The sequence below is a fragment of the Pseudomonas sp. 58 R 12 genome, from assembly GCF_900005865.1.
Taxonomy (GTDB): Bacteria; Pseudomonadota; Gammaproteobacteria; order Pseudomonadales; family Pseudomonadaceae; genus Aquipseudomonas; species Aquipseudomonas tritici.
In genome coordinates this window covers 185,100-209,937 of sequence record NZ_CVTP01000017.1, presented here as the reverse complement: position 1 = coordinate 209,937, position 24,838 = coordinate 185,100, and the positions used below count along the sequence as shown (strand labels likewise).

General features: G+C 60.1%; 25 protein-coding genes. 12 read left to right on the top strand and 13 right to left on the bottom strand.

Translation table 11 applies throughout. From position 1 onward, the window contains the following. Window positions 1-83 precede the first annotated feature (83 nt). Complete coding sequence (gene xerD, locus BFP95_RS13840; protein WP_065874567.1) at window positions 84-980, bottom strand: site-specific tyrosine recombinase XerD; 897 nt, start codon at window positions 978-980, stop codon at window positions 84-86. Window positions 981-1,087: 107 nt separating this feature from the next. Between xerD and BFP95_RS13835 the strand changes: the two genes are divergently transcribed. Further along, on the top strand, window positions 1,088-2,887 hold the full coding sequence (locus tag BFP95_RS13835) for a cation:proton antiporter (RefSeq protein WP_065874566.1): 1,800 nt from the start codon (window positions 1,088-1,090) through the stop codon (window positions 2,885-2,887). A gap of 87 nt (window positions 2,888-2,974) precedes the next feature. Here the strand turns inward: BFP95_RS13835 and rplS are convergent, their stop codons facing one another. From rplS to ffh, 5 genes are all read right to left on the bottom strand, one after another. Then, window positions 2,975-3,325, bottom strand: coding sequence for a 50S ribosomal protein L19 (rplS, locus tag BFP95_RS13830; RefSeq protein ID WP_003175895.1), 351 nt, complete (start codon window positions 3,323-3,325; stop codon window positions 2,975-2,977). Between the two features lie 45 nt (window positions 3,326-3,370). Then, window positions 3,371-4,144, bottom strand: a complete 774-nt coding sequence (trmD, locus tag BFP95_RS13825; RefSeq protein ID WP_175403014.1) for a tRNA (guanosine(37)-N1)-methyltransferase TrmD — start codon at window positions 4,142-4,144, stop codon at window positions 3,371-3,373. Continuing rightward, window positions 4,126-4,662: a ribosome maturation factor RimM gene (gene rimM / locus BFP95_RS13820; protein ID WP_049711676.1), complete on the bottom strand. Its 537-nt coding sequence runs from the start codon at window positions 4,660-4,662 to the stop codon at window positions 4,126-4,128. The genes trmD and rimM overlap by 19 nt, the downstream gene beginning before the upstream one ends. A 5-nt stretch (window positions 4,663-4,667) precedes the next feature. Next, window positions 4,668-4,919, bottom strand: a complete 252-nt coding sequence (gene rpsP, locus BFP95_RS13815) for a 30S ribosomal protein S16 (protein WP_003175899.1) — start codon at window positions 4,917-4,919, stop codon at window positions 4,668-4,670. 251 nt (window positions 4,920-5,170) lie between these two features. Continuing rightward, window positions 5,171-6,547 carry a signal recognition particle protein gene (ffh, locus tag BFP95_RS13810; protein ID WP_003193965.1) on the bottom strand — a complete coding sequence of 459 codons (1,377 nt, stop codon included), beginning with the start codon at window positions 6,545-6,547 and terminating at the stop codon, window positions 5,171-5,173. A gap of 234 nt (window positions 6,548-6,781) precedes the next feature. Here ffh and BFP95_RS13805 point away from each other — a divergent pair, with 234 nt between their 5' ends. From BFP95_RS13805 to BFP95_RS13795, 3 genes are all read left to right on the top strand, one after another. Beyond that, window positions 6,782-7,594: a cytochrome C assembly family protein gene (locus BFP95_RS13805; protein WP_065889957.1), complete on the top strand. Its 813-nt coding sequence runs from the start codon at window positions 6,782-6,784 to the stop codon at window positions 7,592-7,594. A 12-nt stretch (window positions 7,595-7,606) separates the two neighbouring features. Next, the gene (locus BFP95_RS13800) at window positions 7,607-8,845 is read left to right on the top strand and encodes a transporter associated domain-containing protein (protein WP_065889959.1); all 1,239 of its coding nucleotides are present in this window, start codon (window positions 7,607-7,609) and stop codon (window positions 8,843-8,845) included. A gap of 273 nt (window positions 8,846-9,118) precedes the next feature. Then, window positions 9,119-10,429: an MFS transporter gene (locus tag BFP95_RS13795; protein ID WP_065874563.1), complete on the top strand. Its 1,311-nt coding sequence runs from the start codon at window positions 9,119-9,121 to the stop codon at window positions 10,427-10,429. An 87-nt stretch (window positions 10,430-10,516) separates the two neighbouring features. On the opposite strand, the gene purT is transcribed toward BFP95_RS13795, so the two are convergent. The 5 genes from purT to BFP95_RS13770 form a co-directional block, all read right to left on the bottom strand. Further along, window positions 10,517-11,698 (bottom strand): formate-dependent phosphoribosylglycinamide formyltransferase, encoded by a 1,182-nt coding sequence (gene purT, locus BFP95_RS13790; protein ID WP_065874562.1) that lies wholly within the window; start codon window positions 11,696-11,698, stop codon window positions 10,517-10,519. A gap of 69 nt (window positions 11,699-11,767) precedes the next feature. Continuing rightward, on the bottom strand, window positions 11,768-12,235 hold the full coding sequence (locus tag BFP95_RS13785) for a VUT family protein (protein WP_065874561.1): 468 nt from the start codon (window positions 12,233-12,235) through the stop codon (window positions 11,768-11,770). Between the two features lie 165 nt (window positions 12,236-12,400). Next, entirely contained in the window at window positions 12,401-12,616 is a 216-nt protein-coding gene (locus BFP95_RS13780) for a DUF1289 domain-containing protein (RefSeq protein WP_065874560.1), read from the bottom strand. Continuing rightward, entirely contained in the window at window positions 12,613-13,137 is a 525-nt protein-coding gene (locus tag BFP95_RS13775) for a gamma carbonic anhydrase family protein (RefSeq protein WP_065874559.1), read from the bottom strand. Before BFP95_RS13775 ends, BFP95_RS13780 begins: the two co-directional genes overlap by 4 nt. A gap of 36 nt (window positions 13,138-13,173) precedes the next feature. Next, window positions 13,174-13,776 carry a CoA pyrophosphatase gene (locus BFP95_RS13770; RefSeq protein ID WP_065874558.1) on the bottom strand — a complete coding sequence of 201 codons (603 nt, stop codon included), beginning with the start codon at window positions 13,774-13,776 and terminating at the stop codon, window positions 13,174-13,176. A gap of 146 nt (window positions 13,777-13,922) precedes the next feature. Here BFP95_RS13770 and BFP95_RS13765 point away from each other — a divergent pair, with 146 nt between their 5' ends. From BFP95_RS13765 to nagE, 7 genes are all read left to right on the top strand, one after another. Continuing rightward, window positions 13,923-14,471: an NUDIX hydrolase gene (locus BFP95_RS13765; RefSeq protein WP_065874557.1), complete on the top strand. Its 549-nt coding sequence runs from the start codon at window positions 13,923-13,925 to the stop codon at window positions 14,469-14,471. Between the two features lie 20 nt (window positions 14,472-14,491). Continuing rightward, a complete protein-coding gene (locus BFP95_RS13760; RefSeq protein WP_049711666.1) occupies window positions 14,492-14,995 on the top strand; it encodes a L,D-transpeptidase family protein in 504 nt (167 codons plus the stop codon). Between the two features lie 262 nt (window positions 14,996-15,257). Continuing rightward, window positions 15,258-16,016 (top strand): GntR family transcriptional regulator, encoded by a 759-nt coding sequence (locus BFP95_RS13755; protein WP_065874556.1) that lies wholly within the window; start codon window positions 15,258-15,260, stop codon window positions 16,014-16,016. Window positions 16,017-16,026: 10 nt separating this feature from the next. Continuing rightward, window positions 16,027-17,133: an N-acetylglucosamine-6-phosphate deacetylase gene (nagA, locus tag BFP95_RS13750; protein ID WP_065874555.1), complete on the top strand. Its 1,107-nt coding sequence runs from the start codon at window positions 16,027-16,029 to the stop codon at window positions 17,131-17,133. Further along, window positions 17,126-18,136, top strand: a complete 1,011-nt coding sequence (locus BFP95_RS13745) for an SIS domain-containing protein (protein ID WP_065874554.1) — start codon at window positions 17,126-17,128, stop codon at window positions 18,134-18,136. Before nagA ends, BFP95_RS13745 begins: the two co-directional genes overlap by 8 nt. A gap of 36 nt (window positions 18,137-18,172) precedes the next feature. After that, the gene (gene ptsP / locus BFP95_RS13740) at window positions 18,173-20,683 is read left to right on the top strand and encodes a phosphoenolpyruvate--protein phosphotransferase (protein ID WP_065910311.1); all 2,511 of its coding nucleotides are present in this window, start codon (window positions 18,173-18,175) and stop codon (window positions 20,681-20,683) included. 25 nt (window positions 20,684-20,708) lie between these two features. Continuing rightward, complete coding sequence (gene nagE / locus BFP95_RS13735) at window positions 20,709-22,406, top strand: N-acetylglucosamine-specific PTS transporter subunit IIBC (protein ID WP_065874552.1); 1,698 nt, start codon at window positions 20,709-20,711, stop codon at window positions 22,404-22,406. Between the two features lie 150 nt (window positions 22,407-22,556). Here nagE and BFP95_RS13730 read toward each other — a convergent pair whose 3' ends face one another. Both BFP95_RS13730 and BFP95_RS13725 read right to left on the bottom strand, forming a co-directional pair. Next, window positions 22,557-22,820, bottom strand: coding sequence for a DUF6124 family protein (locus tag BFP95_RS13730; protein ID WP_065874551.1), 264 nt, complete (start codon window positions 22,818-22,820; stop codon window positions 22,557-22,559). A gap of 350 nt (window positions 22,821-23,170) precedes the next feature. Continuing rightward, window positions 23,171-23,620 (bottom strand): hypothetical protein, encoded by a 450-nt coding sequence (locus tag BFP95_RS13725; protein ID WP_065874550.1) that lies wholly within the window; start codon window positions 23,618-23,620, stop codon window positions 23,171-23,173. 188 nt (window positions 23,621-23,808) lie between these two features. On the opposite strand from BFP95_RS13725, the gene BFP95_RS13720 reads away from it, so the two are divergent. Then, window positions 23,809-24,831 carry an AAA family ATPase gene (locus BFP95_RS13720; RefSeq protein WP_065874549.1) on the top strand — a complete coding sequence of 341 codons (1,023 nt, stop codon included), beginning with the start codon at window positions 23,809-23,811 and terminating at the stop codon, window positions 24,829-24,831. Window positions 24,832-24,838 lie beyond the last annotated feature (7 nt).

The following is a 24,838-nucleotide window of genomic DNA, read 5'->3' as shown; positions in this document are numbered from 1 at the left end:
TCTGAGCCGTCCCCTTTGCTAACCGGCAAAGCCTACCACAGTTGGGCCGCAGGGCAGCCCGCGGCGGAATAAATTGGCGGTTTTCAGCCTCTCGGGTGGTGCTTGGCGTGCATTTCCTGCAAACGCGCGCGCGCCACGTGGGTGTAGATCTGGGTGGTGGATAAGTCGCTGTGGCCGAGCAGCATTTGCACCACGCGCAAATCCGCACCGTGGTTGAGCAAATGGGTGGCGAAGGCATGGCGCAACGTGTGGGGCGACAGGGACTTGCTGATCCCGGCGACCTTGGCCTGATGCTTGATGCGGTGCCAGAAGGTCTGGCGGGTCATCTGCTCACCGCGCAGGCTGGGGAACAACACATCACTGGGGCGTCCGCCAAGCAGTTCGCCGCGGGCATCACGCATATAGCGCTCGACCCACACTATTGCCTCCTCCCCCATCGGTACCAACCGCTCCTTACTGCCCTTGCCCATCACCCGCAATACACCCTGGCGCAGGTTCACTTGTTCCAGGGTCAGGCTGATCAACTCGGTGACCCGCAGGCCGCACGCGTACAGAACCTCGAGCATGGCGCGGTCGCGCTGGCCGATGGCTTCACTGAGATCGGGAGCAGCAAGCAAAGCCTCCACGTCGCTTTCCGACAAAGACTTAGGAAGAGGCCTACCTAATTGTGGCATGTCGACTTGTAGAGTCGGATCGACTGCGATCAGCTTTTCGCGCAGCAAATAGCGATAAAAGCCACGCACGCCGGAGAGAAATCTCGCAGTGGAACGTGGCTTGTAGTGTTGCTCCAGACGCCAGGCCAAGTGATCGAGGATCAGCTCACGTCCAGCATTGATCAGCTCGAGGTTTTTCTCCTGCAGCCAACCGTTGAACAGGGCCAGGTCACTGCGGTAAGCCTGGCGCGTGTTGTCCGACAGGCCTTTTTCCAGCCAAAGGGCGTCGAGAAAACGGTCGATAAGGGGGTGGTCAATGGCGGGCATGGGCACTCAAGCGACGCGGCACGGGGCTTTGCGGCAATTAATTAGTGAACTGTGATTAGGGTCACTAGTCTTTCATAGCCCGCTACTTCAAGGAACAGGGAGCTTTAATGAACGAACAACAGATTTTGTTGGCCTTTGGCGGCATTGGTGTGGCCGCACTCGGCTGCCAATGGCTGGCCTGGCGCCTGAAACTGCCAGCAATTCTGTTTCTTTTGCTGAGCGGGATTCTGGCCGGACCGGTACTGGGCTGGCTCGACCCGCAAGAAATGTTCGGCCCCTTGCTGATGCCACTTGTGTCGTTGGCGGTGGCGCTGATCCTGTTTGAGGGCAGCCTGACGCTGCACCTATCGGAATGGAAGGAGATTGGCAGCGTGGTCCACCGCCTGGTGACCCTCGGCGCGCTTTCGACCTGGGCGGTGATCACGCTGGCAACCCACTGGCTGCTGGGTTTCGACTGGATGCTGGCGCTGCTGTTCGGCACGCTGACGCTGGTGACGGGCCCCACGGTGATCGTCCCGATGCTACGCGTGGTGCGCCCCAAAGCCTCCATCGCCAACATCCTGCGCTGGGAAGGTATCGTCATAGACCCGATTGGCGCACTGCTGGCCGTGGTGGTCTACAGCTTCATCATCAGCCGCGCCTCCGGAGATGGCTTGAGCCATAGCCTGCTGACTTTCGGCGGCGTGATTGCCTGCGGTAGCCTGTTCGGGGTTGCCGGCGGCTGGCTGCTGGGGCAGATCATGCGGCGACAGTGGTTGCCGGAATACCTGCACAACCTGGCGACCCTGGCCGGGGTGCTGGGCGTGTTCATCGCCGCCAATGAAGTCATGCACGAGTCCGGCCTGTTGGCGGTGACGCTGATGGGCATGTGGATGGCCAACATGAAAGGCGTGGATGTGCGACACATCCTGCACTTCAAGGAAAACCTCAGCGTACTGCTGATTTCCGGTCTGTTTATCCTGCTGGCGGCGCGCCTGGACCTGAATGCCTTGATTGCCCTGGGGCCCTTCGTCCTGATCCTGTTGCTGATCATTCAGTTTATTGCCCGCCCCCTCAATGTCGCGCTGTCGACCGTTGGTTCGAAGCTGAACTGGCGAGAACGTGCGCTGCTGGCGTGGATCGCCCCACGCGGCATTGTGGCCGCAGCGGTGTCGGCGATATTTGCGATTCGCCTGGATGAAGCCGGTCACGAAGGTGCATTGCTGCTGGTGCCGCTGACCTTTGCGGTAATTATCGGCACCGTGGTGCTGCAAAGCGCCACCGCCCGCCCCCTGGCCCGCCTGCTGAAAGTCGCCGAGCCTGCGCCCAGTGGCTTTCTGATCGTCGGTGCAAATGGCCCGGCGCGCATCTTGGGCAAGGCCCTGCAGCAACTGGGCAGCCGCGTGCTGTTGACCGACTCCAGCTGGGAGAACATCCGCGCCAGCCGTATGGAGGGGCTACCAACCTACTTCGGCAACCCGGCCTCGCAGCATGCCGAATCGCACCTGGACCTGGTGGGGCTCGGACATTTGCTGGCACTGTCGCCCTCGGGCGAACTGAACACGCTGGCCGCCATGCGCTTTCGCCACGACTTCGGGCATCGCCTGTTTACCTTGACCAGCAGCCAGGAGAGCCGTCGCACGGACAAGCACCGGGCCAGCCATGAACACCGCGGGCACTTGCTGGGCAGCCAACCCTTGAGTTATTCCAAGCTCGCCAGCCTGCTGGGGCAAGGCGCCGAGCTGTACACCACCCACCTGACCGATGGGTTTGGCTGGAACGACTATCAGGCACTGCATGGTGAACGGGCGATCCTGTTGTTTGCCCGTGACAACAGTGGCTGGGTGCATGTGGTAACACCAGAGAGCGGCTTGAAACCAGTGGCGGGGTGGGCGTTATTGGCAGTCATCCAGCCAGGGCAGTCCTAGCCACAACTGCCACCCTGCGATCCGCACAAATCGCAGGCACAAAAAAGCAGCCCGTAGGCTGCTTTTTTCTGCATCGGGAAGCTGGGCTTAAGCCAGTTTTTCCTTGATGCGAGCTGCTTTACCGGACAGGTCACGCAGGTAGTACAGCTTGGCTTTACGTACGTCACCGCGACGCTTGACGGCCATGCTGTCGATTTGCGGGCTGTAGGTCTGGAAAGTACGCTCTACGCCAACACCGTTGGAGATTTTACGAACAGTGAAAGCACTGTTCACACCACGGTTACGCTTGGCAATTACCACGCCTTCGAACGCTTGCAGACGCGAACGGTCGCCTTCCTTCACTTTCACCTGAACGACAATAGTGTCGCCCGGGGCAAAGGTAGGGATCTCTTTGGTCATCTGCTCTGCTTCGAGTGCAAGGATGATTTTGTTAGTCATGCTGTGCTCCTAAGGTAAGTCAATGGACCTACCATCGATACGTTGTTAACTATCGTCCCGCGCGAGGATGTATTCCTCGAGCAGCTTCTTCTCTTCTCCAGAAAGCGAGCGGCTATCCAGAAGATCGGCGCGTCGTTCATAGGTCCGACCAAGGGACTGCTGTAAACGCCAACGCCGGATGTGTGCGTGATTGCCACTTAGCAATACGTCGGGAACACGCTGATCCGCATACACCTCCGGTCGGGTGTAGTGCGGGCAATCCAGCAAACCATCCGTGAAGGAATCTTCCTCCGCGGAGTCCGCATGCCCTAAAGCTCCAGGCAGCAGTCGTGTAACCGCATCTATCAGGACCATCGCCGGCAGCTCGCCGCCAGACAGCACATAGTCCCCAATCGACCACTCTTCATCGACATGAGCTTCAATAAAACGCTCGTCAATGCCTTCATAGCGACCGGCAATCAGGATCAGTGCTTCCTCATTCGCCAGTTCGCGGACCCCAGCCTGTTTCAGCTGACGGCCTTGAGGGGACAGGTAAATTACCTTCGCCTTCTCCCCGGCGGCGGCCTTGGCCTGAGCCAACGCGTCTTCCAGGGGCTTGATCTTCATCACCATGCCCGGGCCACCGCCAAATGGGCGGTCATCCACAGTGTGATGTCGATCCGTCGTGTAGTCTCGCGGGTTCCAACAGGTAAGCTGCAACAGCCCCTGTTTCACCGCCCGACTGGTGATGCCGTACTCGCTGATAGCGGAAAACATCTCGGGAAACAAACTGATCACTTCAATGCGCAGATTAGCCACGCTTAGAAGTCCGCATCCCATTCCACCTTCATCTCGCCCGCGGCCAGGTCGATGGCCAACACGCATTGCTCTGTATAGGGCAACAAGCGTTCGCGATCATCCAGGCTGCCAGCGCAAGGCTTGACCACCATTACATCATTGGCGCCGGTTTCCAGAAGATGATCGATTTTCCCGAACAATTGCCCGAGTTGATCAATAACCTTCAGACCTTCCAGCTGGTACCAGTAGTACTCGCCGTCGGTCAATTCAGGGAACAGGTTGCGCGGCACGCAGATCTCATAACCGGCCAGAAGACGAGCTTCTTCACGGTCATCAAGACCCTTGAGCTTTGCGACCAGGAACTTATCGCTCCCGCGTCCACTGACCAGCTCGACCTGTTTCACACTACCTTCGCGCTTGAGCGTCCAGGTTTTGTACTGCAACAGGTTTTCAGTCGGATCAGTAAAGGAATACACCTTCACTTCGCCGCGAACGCCATGAACAGAGTAAATCTTGCCGATAACGATCAAATCATCAGCAACAGCTGGCGTCGCGTTCATATTGCTCAGGCTGCGGCCTTAGCCGAGTCCTTCAACAACTTTGCAACGCGCTCGGATGGCTGTGCACCCACGCTCAGCCAGTAGGCTACGCGCTCTTGGTTCACGGACAGACGAACTTCTTGACCACGAGCAACAGGGTTGAAGAAGCCAACCTGTTCCTTGTGCGAACCGTCGCGCGGGTTGCGGCTGTCGGTTACGGTCAAGTGGTAAAACGGGCGCTTTTTGGAGCCGCCAAGGGCAAGACGGATTGTTAGCATGTGAACATCGTTCCTGTAGTCGGTGCTGCAAATCTAAATGCACAGCGGGCATAGGTGCCCGAAAGGCCGCATATTCTAAGGAATATCCGGACTTTTGCAAATGTCTTTTTTTGGCGCCTATCAGTGTGCCATTCAGATCTGCTATAGAGCCGTCGGTTAAAACGGCAGGTCAGCCCCCGCCAATAGCGGGTTTGCTGGAGATCCCACATCCCTGTGGGTCGGAGCAGGAGCTGGGCTCCCGCTCGAATACTTTACATTTTAGGCATGCCGCCGCCGGGCAACATGCCGCCCATGCCGCGCATCATCTTGGCCATACCGCCCTTGGCGGAGAATTTCTTCATCATCTTCTGCATCTGCTTGTGTTGCTTGATCAAGCGACCGATGTCCTGCACCTGGGTGCCGGACCCCATGGCGATCCGACGCTTGCGCGAACCGCTGATCAGCTCAGGGTCGCGGCGCTCGGCCGGGGTCATGGAGTTGATGATGGCTTCCATCTGCTTGAACTGCTTCTCTGCCGCGCCCTGGGCATTGCCCATTTGCGCCAGGTTCACACCGCCGATGTTTGGCAGCTTGTCCATCAGGCCGCCGAGGCCGCCCATGTTCTTCATCTGTTGCAGCTGGTCGCGGAAGTCTTCGAGGTCGAAGCCCTTGCCCTTCTTCAGCTTCTTGGCCAGTTTATCGGCCTTGTCCTTGTCGAGCGTGGCTTCGGCCTGCTCGATCAGGCTGAGCACGTCGCCCATGCCGAGGATTCGCGAGGCAATACGCTCGGGGTGGAACGGCTCGAGCGCTTCGCTCTTCTCGCCCATACCGATGAACTTGATCGGCTTGCCGGTGATGGCACGTACTGACAGCGCAGCACCGCCACGGGCATCGCCGTCGACCTTGGTCAGGATCACGCCGGTCAGCGGCAGTGCGTCACCAAATGCCTTGGCGGTGTTGGCCGCATCCTGGCCGGTCATGGCATCGACCACGAACAGCGTCTCGACCGGGTTGATCGCGGCGTGCAACGCCTTGATCTCGCCCATCATCTCTTCATCGATGTGCAGGCGACCGGCGGTATCGACGATGACCACGTCGATGAACTTCAGCTTGGCTTCTTTAATAGCTGCGTTGGCGATGTCGACCGGCTTCTGGCTCAGGTCGGACGGGAAGAAGGTCACACCGACTTCGCCGGCGAGCATTTCCAACTGCTTGATGGCCGCCGGACGGTACACGTCGGCCGACACCACCATGACGGACTTCTTCTTGCGCTCTTTAAGGAAGCGCGCCAGCTTGCCGGCGGTGGTGGTTTTACCCGCGCCCTGCAAACCGGCCATCAATACGACGGCCGGCGGCACGGCGCTCAGGTTCAAGTCTTCGTTGGCCGCGCCCATCAGGCTTTCGAGCTCGGCCTGGACGATCTTCACAAAGGCCTGGCCCGGCGTGAGGCTGCGGGACACTTCGGTGCCTACCGCGCGCTCTTTGACCGAGTTGACGAAGTCCTTCACCACCGGCAAAGCCACGTCGGCTTCCAGCAACGCCATGCGCACTTCACGCAGGGTGTCTTTAATATTGTCCTCGGTCAGCTTGGCCTTGCCGGTGACATGGCGCAGCGTCTGCGAGAGACGGTCAGTCAGGTTTTCAAACATGCGCGATCCTTTCAGGCCCTATTCAACAAAATGCATTGGTAGACCGAGGTAGTGGCGACCGAGGCTGTGGTAAATCGCTATTAAAAACAGCGCTCGGCGAGCCTGCGGCGTGGGCAGGTCGCGGATTATAGCGAAGACTGCGGCCATGCACACCCGCTGTCTGGCCTGAGAGTCTTTCGTGTTACGCGGGGGTATGCCAAACTCAGCGCCTTTCGGGCTTGCCTATCAGGATTTATGCTCCCTTTGTCACCCAGTTTGCTACCCAGCCTCGCCGCCGCCATTTTGTATGCCGCTGCGACTCTCTATCAGGGCACTCGTCTGGCCCAAGGCACCAAGGCGGACAAACGCCTGCTGGTCGGCCTTGGCGTCCTAGCCCTGCTGGCTCACGCTGCCAGCCTGTTTACCCACCTGATGACCCCAGTCGGCCTGGGCCTGGATTTTTTCAGCGCCGCCAGCCTGATTGCGGCGGCCGTCATCGCGCTGACCCTGCTGGCCTGTTATCGGATTCCCGTCGAGAACCTGCTGGTGCTGCTATTCCCATTGGGCGTGCTGACGGTGCTGCTGGCGCAATTCGCGCCCACGGGTACGGTGCAGGTGATTGATGAAGAGCCGGGCATCCTCGCGCATATCCTGCTTTCCATCCTGGCCTACGGCATGTTCACCATTGCCGTCTTCCAATCCCTGCTCCTGCTGCTGCAGGACCACCAGCTCAAGCACAAGCACCCCTCAGGGCTGATCAAGAACTTCCCGCCGCTGCAAACCATGGAAAGCCTGCTGTTCGGCTTCCTCTGGGCTGGCTGGACGCTGTTGTCATTGTCGCTGATTTCCGGCTGGCTATTCGTCGAAAACCTGTTCGCCCAGCACCTGGTGCACAAGACGTTGCTGGCGTGCCTGGCATGGGTAGTGTTCAGCGTATTGCTGTGGGGCCGCAACCGCCTCGGCTGGCGTGGGCACAAGGCGATCCGCTGGACCCTGGCCGGTTTCTGCCTGCTGATGCTGGCCTATTTCGGCAGCAAGCTGGTCCGCGAATACATCCTGCACATCTGACGGGCCGTGATCATGGACAACTTGCCGCTGGAGCCGATGCTCGCAGTAATCGCCTTGCTGGTGTTATGGGCCGCGCTGTTTACCGCCATCGAAGCCGCGCAACAGCACTTGCTGGCCTTGCGCCCTGGTACACGCCAGGGTGACAAGGCTGCTGCCCGCCTGAGCTTCCCGCGTAACAGCCTGATCCTGTGCAACAGCCTGTGTCGCGCCGCGGTAGTCATTCTCTGCACCTTGCTGGCGATCTACGCCTGGGCGCAGAACGGACCTTGGCTGGGCTGGATGATTGCCTGCGCGCTCCTGCTGATATTCGCCGACTACCTGCCTCGTGCCCTCGCCGTTCGTTATCCGCAAGCGGTGTTGGGCTTCGGCAATACGCTTTTGGGCGTGCCGCTGAAAATCCTCTACCCCCTTGCCTGGCTGCTCAATGGCATCAGCCTGTTGCTGTTGCGTCCATTCGCACGTCAATCCGGCGTGGTGAAAAAGAGCGATGAACCGCTGCCCGACCACGACGACGAACCGGAACCGGAAGCCGACGAAGACCGCACCCCCGGGATGCCCGGCATCCACGCCCTGGACAACATCACGGTCAACGACATCCTGGTACCGCGCAGTGAAGTGGACGGCATCAACCTGGATGACTCAGTCGAAGAGATCATCGAGCAACTGCGCACCTCCGAGCGCACGCGCCTGCCGGTGTTCCACAGTGATATCAACCAGGTCCAGGCGGTGCTGAACACGCGACAGATCCAGCACCTGCTGCCCGACGCCAGCCTGACCAAGGAAGCGTTACTCGCCGCCTGCCACGAACCCTACTTCGTCCCCGAAAGTACGCCGCTGCAACTGCAACTGCTGAACTTCCACAAGCAACAGCGACGCCTCGGCATGGTGGTGGACGAGTACGGCGAAGTGCTGGGCATTGTCACCCTGGAAGATATCCTCGAAGAAATCGTCGGTGAGTTTGAGAGCGAACAGAGTGCCGACAACCCGCATATCGACGCGCAACCGGATGGCCGCTATATCATCGACGGTGCCGCCTCGATCCGCGACCTGAATAAGAGCCTGAACTGGCACCTGCCCAGCGACGGTCCAAAGACCCTCAATGGCCTGGTCACCGAAGCACTGGAGACCATCCCGGACTGCGCGGTGTGCCTGAAAATCGGGCGCTACCGCCTGGAAATCCTCGAGACCGAGGACAACCGCGTGAGCAAGGTGCTGATCTGGCATACCAGCAGGATGCCGGTGGCTGCCTAACCTATCCCTGATACTACTCAAGCTCCCACATTTTGATTTGCGGCGTGTCAGCACACTTGTTGTATCTCCAAACCCCTTCCTATAATCCCTGCGGCTTACCAGAGCCCCGCCCGACCGTGTGCTACCCGCACCCAACGCGTCAAGGCACCGCTTCATCCTGTCTGACCGGTGTTCGCTCCCATCCCGAGCCGCCCCGCGCACTACCCTGATCCATGGGTGTTCGACCAATAATAATCCGCGTCCAAACGCGCAACGACCGTCAGGGATACCGCCATGAGCACCACCTATAACGAGGCCGCGCCCGCCGCCCCGACCAACTCGACTGCACGGGTTGCCACCGCGAGCATTGTCGGCACCGCCATCGAGTTCTACGACTTCTATATCTACGCCACGGCTGCTGCGCTGGTGATCGGCCCGGTGTTCTTCCCGCAGACCTCCGGCACCGCGCAGATGCTGGCGTCGTTCCTGACCTTTGGCATCGCCTTTATCGCCCGCCCGCTGGGCTCGGCACTGTTCGGCCACTTCGGCGACCGCATCGGCCGCAAATCCACACTGGTGGCGTCCTTGCTGCTGATGGGCGTGTGCACCACGCTGATCGGCTTACTGCCCGGTTACGACAGCATTGGCGCCTGGGCCCCGATCCTGTTGTGTGTGCTGCGCTTTGGGCAGGGCCTGGGGCTTGGCGGGGAATGGGGCGGCGCGGCACTGCTGGCCACCGAGAATGCGCCCAAGGGCAAGCGCGCCTGGTTCGGCATGTTCCCGCAACTGGGCCCTTCGATTGGCTTCCTCGCGGCTAACGGCTTGTTCCTGATCCTGGCCATGAGCCTGAACGACGAGCAGTTCCGCAGCTGGGGCTGGCGCATCCCGTTCATCCTCAGCGCCGCGCTGGTGATGGTCGGCCTGTATGCGCGCCTGAAGCTGCATGAAACGCCGGTCTTCGCCAACGCCGTTGCCAAAGAAGCGCCGGTAAAAGTGCCGTTGGTGGAACTGTTCAGCCAGCATTGGCTGCCCGTCTTGCTCGGCGCTGCATCGATGGTGGTGTGTTATGCGCTGTTCTACATCACCACCGCGTTTTCGCTGAGCTACGGCGTTTCGACCTTGGGCTACAGCCGCGAGACCTTCCTTGGCTTGTTGTGCTTCGCAGTGCTGTTCATGGGCCTGGCCACGCCGCTGGCAGCCCTGGCGAGTGACCGTTACGGGCGCCGGCCCGTGCTGATCGTCGGTGCGATCCTGGCGATCCTGTCGGGCTTCACCATGGAGCCGCTGCTGACCCACGGCTCGACCTGGGCGGTGGCGCTGTTCCTGGCCCTGGAGCTGTTCCTGATGGGCGTGACCTTCGCGCCGATGGGCGCCATGCTGCCGGAGTTGTTCCCGACGCGCGTGCGTTATACCGGCGCGTCGGCGGCGTATAACCTGGGTGGGATCGTGGGGGCTTCAGCGGCACCGTTCTTCGCGACCAAGCTGGTGGCGATGGGTGGGCTGAGTTATGTCGGTGGGTATGTGTCGGCGGCGGCGTTGCTCAGCTTGATTGCTGTGCTGTGCCTGAAAGAGACGCGGGATAATGATCTGAATAAGGTCGCCTGATAGACCGCTATCGCAGGCAAGCCCGGCTCCCACAGGGAAATGCATTCCAATGTGGGAACTGGCTTGCCTGCGAAGGGCGCGCCTCGGTTACAGCTCTACCACAACAGCCTTGGAAGCACGGGTAGCCTTGGCTCGAGCCGCTTCAATCGACTCATCCCGCGCCAACGCCACGCCCATGCGGCGCTGGCCATTCACTTCTGGCTTACCAAACAGACGCAACGCCGTATCCGGTTCGCTCAACGCCGCACCGAGGTTGGCAAACGCCGTCTGGGTCGACTGCCCTTCCACTAGGATCACCGCCGAAGCCGAAGGCCCGAACTGACGGATCAACGGAATCGGCAAGCCCAGGATTGCGCGAGCGTGCAGCGCGAACTGCGACAAGTCCTGAGAAATCAGGGTCACCAAGCCCGTGTCATGCGGACGCGGCGATACTTCGCTGAACCACACCTGATCACCCTTGATGAACAACTCCACGCCAAACAGGCCACGGCCCCCAAGGGACTCGGTCACGGCCTTTGCAACGCGCTCGGATTCGGCCAGCGCAATCGGGCTCATGGCCTGCGGCTGCCAGGATTCCTGGTAGTCGCCCTTCTCCTGACGATGGCCAACCGGTGCACAGAACGTGGTGCCACCGACGTGACGCACCGTCAGCAAGGTGATTTCGTAGTCGAAGTCGATAAAGCCTTCGATGATCACCCGGCCCTTACCGGCACGCCCGCCTTCCTGGGCGTAATCCCAGGCTTTCTGCACGTCGTCAGCGCTGCGCAACAGGCTCTGGCCCTTGCCCGACGAACTCATCACCGGCTTGACCACACACGGGAAGCCCAGGTCCTGCACGGCCTTGCTGTAGTCTTCGAAGGTGTCGGCAAAGTGGTACGGCGAAGTCGGCAGGTCCAGCTCTTCGGCGGCCAGGCGACGGATGCCTTCACGGTTCATGGTCAGCGAGGTGGCGCGCGCGGTCGGGATCACGGTGAAGCCTTCGGCTTCCAGCTCGACCAGGGTGGCGGTGGCGATGGCTTCGATTTCCGGCACGATGAAGTGCGGCTTTTCGGCCTCGATCACCGCGCGCAGGGCTGCGCCGTCGAGCATGTTGATCACGTGGCTACGGTGCGCCACCTGCATGGCCGGTGCGTTGGCGTAGCGATCCACGGCAATCACTTCAACGCCCAGGCGCTGCAGTTCGATTACCACTTCCTTGCCCAGCTCACCGCAGCCACACAGCAAAACGCGGGTCGCGGTTGGCGACAATGGAGTTCCGATTCGGGTCATCTCAGGTCCTCAGGGGAGCGGATCAGGGGGAGAAAGGCCGGCATTTTACATGAACTGTAAAAATTGGCCTCAGTTGGCGACGGCACGCTTGCGGATACGCCACGCCATGATCAGCCACACCACCGTGACGCCGGCAAATTTCGACACCAGTGCGGTACCCGCCACCGCTGGAGTGAGCGCGCCGATCAGGCCGAAAAAGATAAAGGTATCGAGGGGAATGCTCAGCGCCGAACTTATCCACAGGCGATCGTGGAGCGGGCGCTTGGTGATGCTGAACACCAGCCAGTCGATGCACTCGGAGACCGCAAACGCTGTGGCACTGGCCAGTGCGATAGAAGGGTCGGAGGTGATATACGACAGCACCAGCGCCGCCAGCATGGCGATGATCGCACCATGGCCAAAACGGGTTTGCACCATGTCGCGCAGGATAAATACCAGGCCGCCCCAGGCGGACCAGATGACATCCAGGTGCGGCGCGGTGGAGAAGGCGAAGTTGATCAGCACGACGCTGCTGATGTAGGCGATCAGGAAGAGCATGGGGGATGGGCCTGTGGATGATGGCGCACAGCGTACTTCACAATTAGAAAGATGTCGTCTGGGAGGGCCTCATCGCAGGCAAGCCAGCTCCCACATTTTGAACGCGTTTAACCTGTTGGAACGCGGTCAAAATGTGGGAGCTGGCTTGCCTGCGATAGCGGTCTATCAGCCGCCAGGTTTCCCAGAAACCATAAACACCAACCCACCCGCCACCGCCCGCTCATGGCACAACCCCAACACCACCCGGCGCTCGGCATTGTCCATGCGGCTCCACCGCGTAATCTCATCCACGGTGCGCTGACAGCCGGTGCAAATATCATCATCATCCAGCGCACAAATGCTCACGCACGGCGAAGCAACGGGGCGTTCACTCGGGTTCATTCTTCCTGCTCAACCAGATCCCGCGCATAACGCTGCGAGTTATGCACATAGTGCGCAGCGCTGGCTTCAAGCATGCGTTTCTGCGCGTCGGTCAGCTCACGCACCACCTTGCCCGGTGAACCCACCACCAGCGAACCATCCGGAATTTCCTTGCCCTCACCGATCAGCGAATTGGCGCCGATGATGCAGTGCTTGCCGATCTTCGCGCCATTTAGGATCACCGCGTTGATACCGATCAGGCTGTAATCATCCACCGTGCAGCCGTGCAGCATGGCGTTATGACCAATGGTCACGCCGGTGCCCAGCGTCAGCGGGTAGCCCATGTCGGTGTGCATTACGCTGCCATCCTGCACATTGCTGTTCTTGCCGATCAGGATCAGTTCGTTGTCGCCACGCAACACCGCGTTAAACCAGACGTTGGCGCCCTCCTCCAGCTTGACCTTGCCCACCAGCGTGGCATTCGGTGCCACCCAGCTCTGTGGATGAGTCTCGACGCGGGCGTCGCCCAGGCGGTATTTCATGGTTTTCCCTCACGGCGTTGCCATTCAAGCGATGGCTTAGATGTTGATGAAGCTCTTGGGTGGCTGATGCAGGCTGATGTTGGCGTCGTCATAGAGCAAATTGATCAATTCGACGATCATGATCGCCGTCAGCCCCCAGATCTTGTATTCACCAAACCGATAGCTGGGCACGTACCAACTGCGGCCCTGGTAATCGATTCGGTGGGTATGTTCGCGCGGGTCCTGTCGGAAAAAGTCCAAAGGCACGCTGAAAACAGCGGCAATCTCGGCATCATTGGCCAGGTATTCGACGTAATCGGGAATCACACCAACGTAAGGCGTGACCCGAATGCCGTGCAGGGAGATCAAAGGGCTCAGCGGGCCGATCACTTCGACCAGTCCGGGCGGCAGGCCGATTTCTTCTTCGGCCTCGCGCAACGCGGTGAAGATCAAGTCCGGGTCTTCGGGGTCGCGGCGCCCGCCGGGAAAGGCCACTTCGCCACCATGGGTCGACAGGCCACTGGCGCGCAGGGTCAGGATCAGCTCAGGTTCGTCACTGCGGGTAATCGGTACCAGCACCGCGGCCTCGGGGAAACGCCCGTCGGTCTCCAGCGAATGGGGGGTGTGATTGCTTACCCGGCGAAGTAGCTCGTCCAGCATGAGTCATCTCGGTCTGTTGGCTACCTTGCATCATGCACCAAAGCTCGCGGGTGCCCAACCCCAAAACCCGCGTGGTGTCGCTAAACGACAACTTGCAGCGCCCTGCCCGTCACGCCAAGATAGACGCACTTTCCAGGAACCCCAGCATGAACTTCTGCAGCCAGTGCGGTAAACCGGTTACCCAGCGCATCCCCGAAGGCGACGGCCGCCTGCGCTTTGTGTGTGATCACTGCTCGACCATTCACTATCAGAACCCCAACATCGTTGCCGGCACGGTGCCAGTGTGGGGCGAAAAAGTGCTGCTGTGCCGCCGCGCCATCGAGCCGCGCCTGGGTTACTGGACCCTGCCCGCAGGGTTTATGGAGAACGGCGAGACGGTGGAACAGGCCGCCGCCCGCGAAACCCTGGAAGAAGCCTGCGCGCGCGTGCACAACATGAGCATCTACACCCTGATCGACGTGCCGCACATCAACCAGGTGCATATCTTCTATCGCGCCGACCTGCTCGACCTGGACTTTGCCGCAGGCCCCGAAAGCCTGGAAGTGCAGTTGTTCGACGAAGCCGACATCCCATGGTCAGAGCTGGCTTTCCGCACGGTCGGGCGGACCCTGGAATACTTTTTCGCTGACCGCCGGCAGCAATCCTTCCCGGTGCGCAGCGAGGCTGTACCGCCGCTGGGCAAGCCCGCCCCATGACACTAGGGATACCCGTTTCAATGCGTTGGTTGCTTGCGCTTATCTGCCTGTCGTTCGCGACCCTGTCGTCGGCCTCCACGGTGGAAACCCTGGGCGGCAAAACCGTCGAAAAAGTCCTGGTGCTCAAATCTGCCCACCAATTGCAGTTGATCAACGACGGCAAGCCCATCAAGACCTACCGCATTTCCCTGGGCAAGAACCCCAAGGGCCACAAGCTGATCGAAGGCGACCGCCGCACGCCAGAAGGCCTCTACTGGCTCGACTGGCGCAAGACCAGCGACCGCTTCAACCTGGCCATGCACATTTCCTACCCGAATATCAGCGACGCCGCCCGTGCCCGCCGCGAAGGCGTGAAGCCGGGCAGCATGATCATGATCCACGGCACCCCCGACACCGAGGACTACCCGGAACAGTGGTTCCATACCCTGGACTGGACCGACGGCTGCATCGGCATGCGCAACGTGGATATGCGCGAGGTCTGGAACCTGGTCAAAGACGGCACCCTGATCGAGATTCGTCCGTAATCTCGTACCGTTCGTAAAATAATTCAAAAAAAATTCCTGCCCCAGGCAGCGCCTGCCGGTGAATACCAGTTCACTGCGCCGGGCTGCGCGGTTCTGCGTGCGATACAGACCTCTCTAATACCACTTGATACCAGGCCCCATTACAGGGCCTATAAACCATTGCTTGCACCGTTTTGGTTGCATTGACATGGTATTTAAGTGGTATTAATTTCCGGCCATTACCGGGCGACAACACTCCAATAACGCATCGGAAACCTGACAGATGAATCCCATCCTGGCCCTGCGCCCTGACGACAAACAATCCACGCCGCTGTACCTGCAATTGGCGCGCAAGCTGGAAGCGGCAATCCATGCCGGCCAGTGGACGTCCGAACAGGCACTGCCGTCGGAACGCGTGCTCAGCGAGCAATTGGGCATCTCGCGAGTCACCGCTCGCAAAGCGCTGGAAGTGTTGTTTGCCCAAGGACTGATTCGCCGCAATCAAGGCTCCGGCACCTATATCTCGCCACGCTTGGAACAGCCGCTGTCACGCTTGTCGGGGTTCAGCGAGATGTTGCGGCTCAAGGGCTTTGTGCCCAGCTCCCAATGGTTGGAGCGTGAAATTACCCAGCCGACCCACGAAGAGCTGATTCGCCTGGGGTTGTCGCCCGCCGACAAAGTGGCGCGCCTCAAGCGTTTGCGTAAGGCCGATGACACGGTGATGGCAATTGAAATGACCACCCTGCCCGCCTCGGTGCTGCCGCATCCGCAAGCCATTGGCAACTCGCTGTACGAATACCTGGAAGGCATCGGCAAACCCGTGGTGCGTGCCCTGCAGCACATCCAGGCAATCAACGCCTCGGATGAGTTCGCCAAGCTGGTGGGCATCGCGCCCGGCACCGCCATGTTGCTGATGACCCGGGTCGGCTACACCGCCGACAACACCCCGATCGAAATCACCGACACCTACTGCCGCAACGACTACTACGACTTCGTCGCAGAACTGCGCCGCCATGACTATTCCGCTGAACTGCGAATTTAGAGAACTGCCCATGTCCGAAGACAACATCCTCACGCCCAGCGGCTGGATTCGCGGCCGCCTGGCGCACGAACACGGCAAGGTGACCGCCATTGAAGGCGTGCCCTGCGACCCGGCGGAAAACGACCTGCCTTACTTGCTGCCCGGCTTTATCGACCTGCACGTGCACGGCGGTGGCGGCAAAGACATCATGGAAGGCTTGGAGGCCTTCGAGACGATTACCCGCACACACGTGCGCTTTGGTACGACCTCGCTGCTGGCTACCACCATGACTGCGCCGGTCGACGAGATTTCCAGCGTACTCGGCCAGCTCGGCAGCTTCTGCGAACAGCGTCCGACAGGCAGTGCCCGCGTACTCGGCGTGCACCTGGAAGGGCCTTACATCAATCCGGGAAAACTCGGTGCCCAACCCAATTTCGCCCACACCGCGCTGATGGCGGAAGTGGAAGCCTACCTGCGTTTGGCGCCGATCCGCGTGATCACCATCGCGCCTGAAATTGCCGGCCATGACGCCCTGATCCGCGCCCTCAGCGAACGCGGCGTGCGCATGCAGATAGGCCACACCCTCGGCAGCTATGAAGAAGGCGTCGCCGCCCTCGCCGCCGGTGCCACCAGCTTCACCCATTTATACAACGCCATGAGCCCACTGCATCACCGCGAGCCCGGCATCGTCGGCGCGGCCCTGGCTCACGCGAAATATGCAGAACTGATCCCGGATCTGCTCCACGTGCACCCCGGCGCCATGCGCGTGGCGCTGCGTGCGATCCCATGCCTGTATTGCGTCACCGATTCCACCGCCGCCGCCGGCATGCCCGATGGCGAGTACAAGCTGGGCAGCCACACCGTGACCAAATGCCTGGGCGGCGTACGCCTGGCCGACGGCACCCTGGCCGGCAGCACGCTGACCATGGACCAGGCGCTGCGCAACCTGGTGAAAATCGGCCTGCCCATCAGCGAAGCCTCACAACGCCTGTCGCAATTTCCCGCGGACTACCTGGGCCTGGAAGAACGCGGCCGCCTGCAACCCGGCAGCTTTGCCGACTGCGTGCGCCTGGACCGCTCCCTGACACTCACCGACGTAATGGTCGAAGGAGAAACCATTGACTTCAAAAATGCTTGAAGAGGCCCTGGCCTCCTGCGACGCCGTCGCCGCCCAACTGCAACGCCTGGATCCGCCGCTGGAAGAAATCGCCGGCCGCCTGCGCCGCCAGCCGCCACAAGTGGCGATGACCATTGCACGGGGCAGCTCGGACCACGCTGCCAGCTATTTTTCGTATTTGGCCATGCAACACGTGGGCATCCCGGTGGCGTCGCTGCCGATGTCGGTGGTGACCCTGTTGCAAGCGCCGATGAAAGTCAGCGGCCAGGTGGTGTTTGGGTTTTCCCAGTCGGGACAAAGTCCAGACTTGGTGAACAGCCTGCGCCTGCTGCGCAAGCGCGGTGCCCTGAGCATTTCGCTGGTCAACGCCGAAGACTCGCCGCTGGAAGCCGCCTGCGAGTTTCATATACCGCTGTGCGCCGGGCCGGAACACAGCGTGGCCGCGACCAAGAGTTTTATCGCCACCCTCAGCGCCAGCGCGCAGTTGATCGGCCACTGGAATCAGGAAACCGAGCTGCTGCAAGCCTGTCGTGCGCTGCCCGATGACCTGCGTGCCGCCGCCAAACAAGATTGGACGGTTGCCATTGACGCCCTGCGCGACTGCCAGCAACTGATGGTCATCGGCCGCGGCGCCGGTTTTGCCATCGCCCAGGAAGCCGCGCTCAAGCTCAAGGAAACCTCGGCGATCCAGGCCGAAGCCTTCAGCAGCGCCGAGGTGCGTCACGGCCCGATGGCCCTGATTGGCGACAACTACCCCCTGCTGGTCTTCGCCCCGCGCGGTGCCGAACAAGCCGGCCTATTGAGCCTGGCCGCCGACATGCGCCAGCGCGGCGCCCGTGTGCTGCTGGCCGCGCCGGACGATATCGCTGAACGCGACCTGACCCTGAGCCGCGCCGAACACCCAAGCCTGGACCCGATCCTGGCGATCCAGAGTTTTTACGTCATGGCTGCAGGTTTGGCCGAAGCCCGGGGCATGAATCCCGACCAGCCACGCCACCTGAGCAAAGTCACTCGCACTCACTGAGTCGATTGCCGTGTTTTCCTGATGAGTACCGTGCCGATGTCCAACAACAATAATGATCTGACCCTCAGCGCTCCCCTCAGTGGGCCGGTGCTGGCCCTGGGCAACGTCCCCGACGAAGTGTTCGCCAGCGGCGCGATGGGCGACGGCATTGCCATCGACCCGTTGAACGATTGCCTGCACGCACCGTGTGACGGGGTGATCATCCATGTCGCCCGCACCGGGCATGCGCTGACCCTTCGCGCCGATAACGGCGCCGAAGTATTGATGCATGTGGGCATCGACACGGTCGAGCTGAATGGCGAAGGCTTTGCCTTGTTGGTGAAGGACGGCGCGCGGGTCAGCAAGGGCCAGGCGTTGGTGCAGTTTGACCTGGACCGCATTGCGCGCCAGTGCAAAAGCCTGGTCAGCCTGATCATCCTGACCAATGGCGAGCGCTTCGAATTGCGCGCGGTAGCGGGGAAAACGGTCAAGGTCGGCGAGCCGCTGGTACAGATCGTGGCGCGTTCGGCGGCGTCGGCTCAAGCGCCTGTGGATAACTCGGACGCTGAAACCAGCGCCAACGTGCGCATTACCCACCGGGGCGGTTTGCACGCGCGCCCGGCGGCATTAGTACGCAAGGCCGCCCAGGGTTTCAGCAGCCAGGCACAGCTGCAGTTCGGCGATAAGTCGGCGTCGTGCGACAGCCTGATTGGCTTGATGGGTTTGGGCATTGGCGAGGGTGACGAAGTCCGTGTGAGCTGTCGCGGCAAGGATGCTGAGGCAGCATTGCAGGCGCTGGTCGCGGCCTTGTCCGCGGCTATCAAAGAAGAACACCACGCCCCTGCCATCGTCGCGCCACGCCGGACAAATACCGAAGTCGGCGTATTGCAAGGCGTGTGTGCTGCGCCGGGATTGGTCTGCGGGCCACTGTTCCGCCTGACCGGTATCGAACTGCCAGCCGACACCGGCAACCATTCTGCCGACGAACAACTGCAACGCCTGGACACTGCGCTGGAGCAAGTGCGCAGCGAAATCCGCACGACACTGGACCACGCCCGCCAGCGTAAGAACGTCGAGGAAGAGGACATCTTCGCGGCGCATCTCGCCTTGCTGGAAGACCCAACACTGCTGGAATCGGCTACCGGCGCCATCGAAAACGGCAGCGCCGCTACCCACGCCTGGCGCAATGCGATCCAGGCGCAATGCGCGGTGCTGCTGGCCTTGGGCAAACCCCTGTTCGCCGAGCGTTCAAATGATCTACGGGATTTGCAACAACGCGTATTACGAGCGTTGCTGGGTGAAGCCTGGCACTTCGAATTGCCTGCCGGTGCGATCGTCAGCGCCCACGAGTTGACGCCGTCTGACCTGCTGCAATTGAGTGCCCAGGAGGCTGCCGGCATCTGCATGGCCGAAGGCGGCGCGACGTCCCATGTAGCGATCCTGGCCCGCGGCAAAGGCTTGCCGTGTGTGGTGGCGCTGGGTGCCGAAGTACTCGACGTGCCCCAAGGCCAGCGCGTGGTACTCGACGCCGTCAACGGCCGTCTGGAATTGGAGCCCACCGAAGCGCGTCACGCCGAAGTGCACCAGATTCGTGACGCACAGAACCTGCGTCGCCAACAGCAACAGGCCCAAGCCCAGGAGCCGGCGCGCACCAGCGATGGCGTGACCATTGAAGTCGCGGCCAATGTCGCCTCCAGTGCCGAAGCCCAGGTGGCCTTTGAAAACGGCGCTGATGGCGTCGGCCTGCTGCGCACCGAATTTCTCTTCGTCGACCGCCGCACCGCGCCGGATGAGCAGGAACAGCGTCACGCCTACCAGGCAGTGCTGGATGCCATGGGCGACAAGTCCGTGATCATCCGCACCATTGATGTGGGTGGCGACAAGCAGCTCGACTACTTGCCACTGCCTGTCGAAGCCAACCCAGTGCTGGGCCTGCGCGGTATTCGCCTGGCCCAAGTGCGCCCTGACGTGCTCGACCAACAATTGCGTGCCCTGCTGCAAGTAAGCCCTCTGGCGCGTTGCCGCATCCTGCTGCCGATGGTCAGCGAAGTCGACGAACTGCTGCAGATCCGCCAGCGCCTGGATGAGCTGTGCGTAGAGCTGAAGCTGACCCAACGCCCCGAACTCGGTGTGATGATCGAAGTGCCTGCCGCCGCGCTGATGGCCGACCAGTTGGCCAAGCACGCAGACTTCCTGTCCATCGGCACCAATGACCTGTCCCAGTACACCCTGGCCATGGACCGCGACCACGCCGGGCTCGCCGCGCGGGTCGACGCGTTGCACCCGGCGCTGTTGCGGCTGATCGCCCAGACCTGTGCCGGTGCAGCCAAGCACGGCCGTTGGGTCGGCGTCTGTGGCGCCCTCGCCTCCGACCCGCTCGCCACGCCGGTGCTGGTCGGCCTGGGCGTCAGTGAACTGTCGGTGAGCCCGCCGCAGATCGGCGAAATCAAGGACCGCGTCCGCCACCTGGACGCGGCGCAATGCCGGCAATTGAGCCAAGGCCTGCTCGACCTGAGCAGCGCAAAGGCCGTTCGCCAAGCCTGTCAACACCACTGGCCGTTGAGCTGATAACAACAACAAAAGGAGACACGCCATGTACCAACATTTCATCGAAGGCCTGCAACGCCTGGGCCGTGCACTCATGCTGCCGATTGCGATCCTGCCGATCGCCGGCCTGCTGCTGCGCCTGGGCGACACCGACCTGCTGAACATCGCGGTGATGCACGACGCCGGGCAGGCGATCTTCGCCAACCTGGCACTGATCTTCGCCATCGGCATCGCCGTGGGTTTCGCCCGCGACAACAACGGCACAGCCGGGTTGGCTGGCGCCATTGGTTACCTGGTGATGGTCTCCACGCTCAAGGTGATGGACACCTCTATCAACATGGGCATGCTCGCCGGTATCGCCAGCGGCTTGATGGCGGGCGGGCTGTACAACCGCTTCAAGGACATCAAGCTGCCGGAGTACCTCGCGTTCTTTGGCGGGCGAAGGTTTGTGCCGATTGTCACGGGGTTCAGCGCGGTCGGATTGGGCGTGATCTTTGGTTTGATCTGGCCGCCGATCCAGCACGGCATCAACAGTTTCGGCGTGTTGCTGATGGAGAGCGGCAGCCTCGGCGCGTTTGTGTTCGGCGTGTTCAACCGCCTGCTGATCGTCACAGGCCTGCACCATATCCTCAACAATATGGCGTGGTTTGTGTTTGGCACCTTTACCGATCCGGTGACCGGCGCCGTGGTCACTGGCGACCTCACCCGCTACTTCGCTGGCGACCCGAAAGGCGGCCAGTTCATGACCGGCATGTTCCCGGTGATGCTGTTTGGCCTGCCGGCGGCGTGTTTGGCGATGTACCGCAACGCGTTGCCGGAACGCCGTAAAGTGATGGGCGGGATTTTCCTGTCGATGGCGCTGACCTCGTTTTTGACCGGGGTGACTGAGCCGATTGAATTTGCGTTCATGTTCCTCGCGCCGTTTCTGTACCTGATTCACGCCGTGCTGACAGGCCTGTCGATGGCTGTCACCAATATGCTGAATATCCACCTGGGCTTTACCTTCTCCGGTGGGTTTATCGACATGGTGCTGGGTTGGGGCAAGTCCACCAATGGTTGGTTGGTGTTCCCGGTGGGGTTGGCTTACGCGGTGATCTATTACAGCGTGTTCAATTACTGCATTCGTCGCTTCAACCTGAAGACGCCGGGGCGTGAAGATATTCAGGTGGTGCAGGCTGAGGTAATGACGGATAACCAGCGTGCCACGGCCTACATCCAGGCCTTGGGTGGTGCAGAGAATTTGCTGAGCGTCGGTGCCTGTACGACGCGCCTGCGGTTGGACATGGTGGATCGCAACAAGGCGGTGGATGCGGAGTTGAAAGCGCTGGGCGCCATGGCTGTTGTCCGGCCGGGGAATGGCGGGAGTTTGCAGGTGGTGGTGGGGCCGATGGCAGATAGCATTGCTGATGAGATTCGCTTGGCGATGCCGTCGTTTGTTGCCAATGCACCGGCGACGGTTGCGCCTGTGGATAAGCCGGTGGCGGTGAATATGCAGGAAGCTGAGAAATGGCTGAATGCCTTGGGCGGCCGGGGGAATGTGCGGCAGTTGGAAGCGGTGGCGATGACGCGGTTGCGGGTGGAGTTGGGGGATGATTCTGTATTGTCCGAAGCTCAACTTACTGCACTCGGCTGCCAGGGTGTCAGCCAGCTGGAAAGCGGTGTTTGGCACTTGTTGATTGGTGACAAGGCGTCAGGATTGGGTGAGGCGTTAGAGCGGTTGGTTACCCGTCCAATCAACGCCTGACCACCCTGTGGCGAGGGAGCTTGCTCCCGTTGGGCTGCGCAGCAGCCCTTCGCTCAGAACACCCATTCTTTCAGAAGAACTCTGTGGCAGGTTTTGGGGGCGCTTCGCACCCCAACGGGAGCAAGCTCCCTCGCCACAGAGTGGGTGAGGTCAGTTGCTGATCGGTACTTCCTGTAGGTCCAACACCCGATCGACCATCAACTGGATACCTTCCACCATCCGATGAATCCCCAGCACTGCATCTCGCTGCGGGCCGTCGACGTCAAAAGCCAGATTGCCCGCCAGTGCCTGCACGGATGCCAGGTCTTGGGAAGCATTGGCGAGCAGGGTTTCGCTGTTCAGGTTGGTTAGGACGGTGAAAATTTGGTCGGTGGGTTGGGAATCTGACGGGGGGTTTGGGCTGTCTTTGATCATGGTAAACCTCTGGTGTGAAGTAAGGACTACCAGCATCACTTGCAGATGATGGGTGGCAGCTGTGTGCGGGCCTGCAAGACCGAGAGTCACCAGCAAGTCTCGGTAGACCCGAAGGTCTCCCGCACACAGCCGCCATAAATGGCGACCATGAAAAAGCGCCGCAATTATAAAGGCGCTTGTAACTAACTCGGGCTTGCAGTCCCGGTCACTGAATTGGCAGCGACTGACGAAGGTTAGTTGTGCGAGTTCCGACGGACAACCTGAAAGGCTTATCGGAAATCTCCTAGAGCTGAAGACATCGCAGACAGCAAAAAACCGGCTAAGCCGGGTTCTTTGATAGCTGTCGATACCTAGGCAGACGCCACCCGCTGTTCGGCTGCGTAGTGGCGGGTCTGAAACGGCATTAAGGTCTGAACCTTCAAACCCAGTCCCTCACTCACCCCCCAGGACATTGCCAGTTCGTCACGACGACTACGTAACGCAACAGCACCTTGTGGTTTCACGTATTGCTTGGACGCTGAAAACAGTTCAAGCGCTTTCAACGCTTCCTTTACCCGACTATCTGTCGCACAAGAAAAGCGTGTGAAGCGCTCAAGCAAATAGCCTGCGCGACGCACTTCCAATTCACTGGAGCACCCTTTCAGAAATATTTTCACTTCACCCACAAGATCCTCGTCGGAGTACCACACCGCTTTCGCCGCACTGATCAGGGCAACGTCGTCAGCATGGTCCAGGGGCTTTTTGACCAAAATCCTCAAGGCGGAGTGAAGGCAGGGAGAGCTATTGAGAAACTTCGCCATTGCCTTTCTCGACTTTAAGATGAGGTAAAGAGACTATTGAACTGGTTTCCTAACCGCAATCCCGCCATTTTGTCGGAAGACTCTGGAACGATCGCAATCGGACGACCGTAGGTAGGCCAGATTTGATTGATGGACTAGAATGCCAACCAGAACCAGTAGCCCATCGTCCAGACAGGGAAGGCGCTCCAATGGCTACGGCCCAACAAATCATTGCTCTGCTAAGCAGCCATAATCAAGGTGACGAGGAGCAGTTCCTATCTATCGCTCTACAGGTTGCTGCTGCAGAGGCGCGCCGTGGACGAAAAGACGTCGCGGACGAGTTGAAAACACTTGTTGATACGGCTCGAAAGCGCAGCCCCGCTAAGGCTGCTCAGTCATTGCAAAACCAGAAGGTAGCGATTCCTATCTCCAAACCGAGAGGAGATCTGGAAAACTTACTGTCAGTAGCTTATCCCAAAACACAAATTCAGGATTTGATTCTGGATGATCCGAAACGAGCACGCCTCGACCGGCTTATACACCAGCAGCGTCAACGGGACAAACTTCGAAGTCACGGCTTAGTCCCCAGTTCAAAACTACTGCTAGTTGGGCCTCCGGGTTCAGGTAAAACGCTTACTGCATCCGTTTTAGCGGGAGAGTTACGGTTACCATTGTTCACTATCAGATTAGAGTCGGTAATCACCCGATTCATGGGTGAAACCGCGTCAAAGCTTCGGTTAATCTTCGATCATATTGCAACAGTGCGTGCCGTTTACTTATTTGACGAATTTGATGCCATCGGCGGTCGTCGAAATGCTGATAACGACGTCGGAGAGATGCGCAGAGTACTAAACTCTTTTCTACAGTTTCTAGAAGAGTCAAATAGCACTGATAGTTTAGTACTAGCAACAACCAATCACCCAGAGCTACTCGACAAAGCGCTATTTCGTAGATTTGATGACATTATCGAATATGCGCTACCCAACTCAGATGGTATTAAAGCAGTTCTCGAAATGCGTATGCACGCTTTTCTACCCAAAAGAATATCATGGGCAAAAATCGCATCCGCTGCAGCGGGGCTTAGTCAGGCTGAGTTAAGCCAAGCGGCAGCAGAAGTCATTAAAGACTTGGTTCTTCATGACGCTAAAAATGCGTCTACCGAACAAATATCGAACGCACTACAACAACGCCGCACACTTAAGAATACTTTGTCAGGCTTGAGCTCTAGCTAGCAGAAGT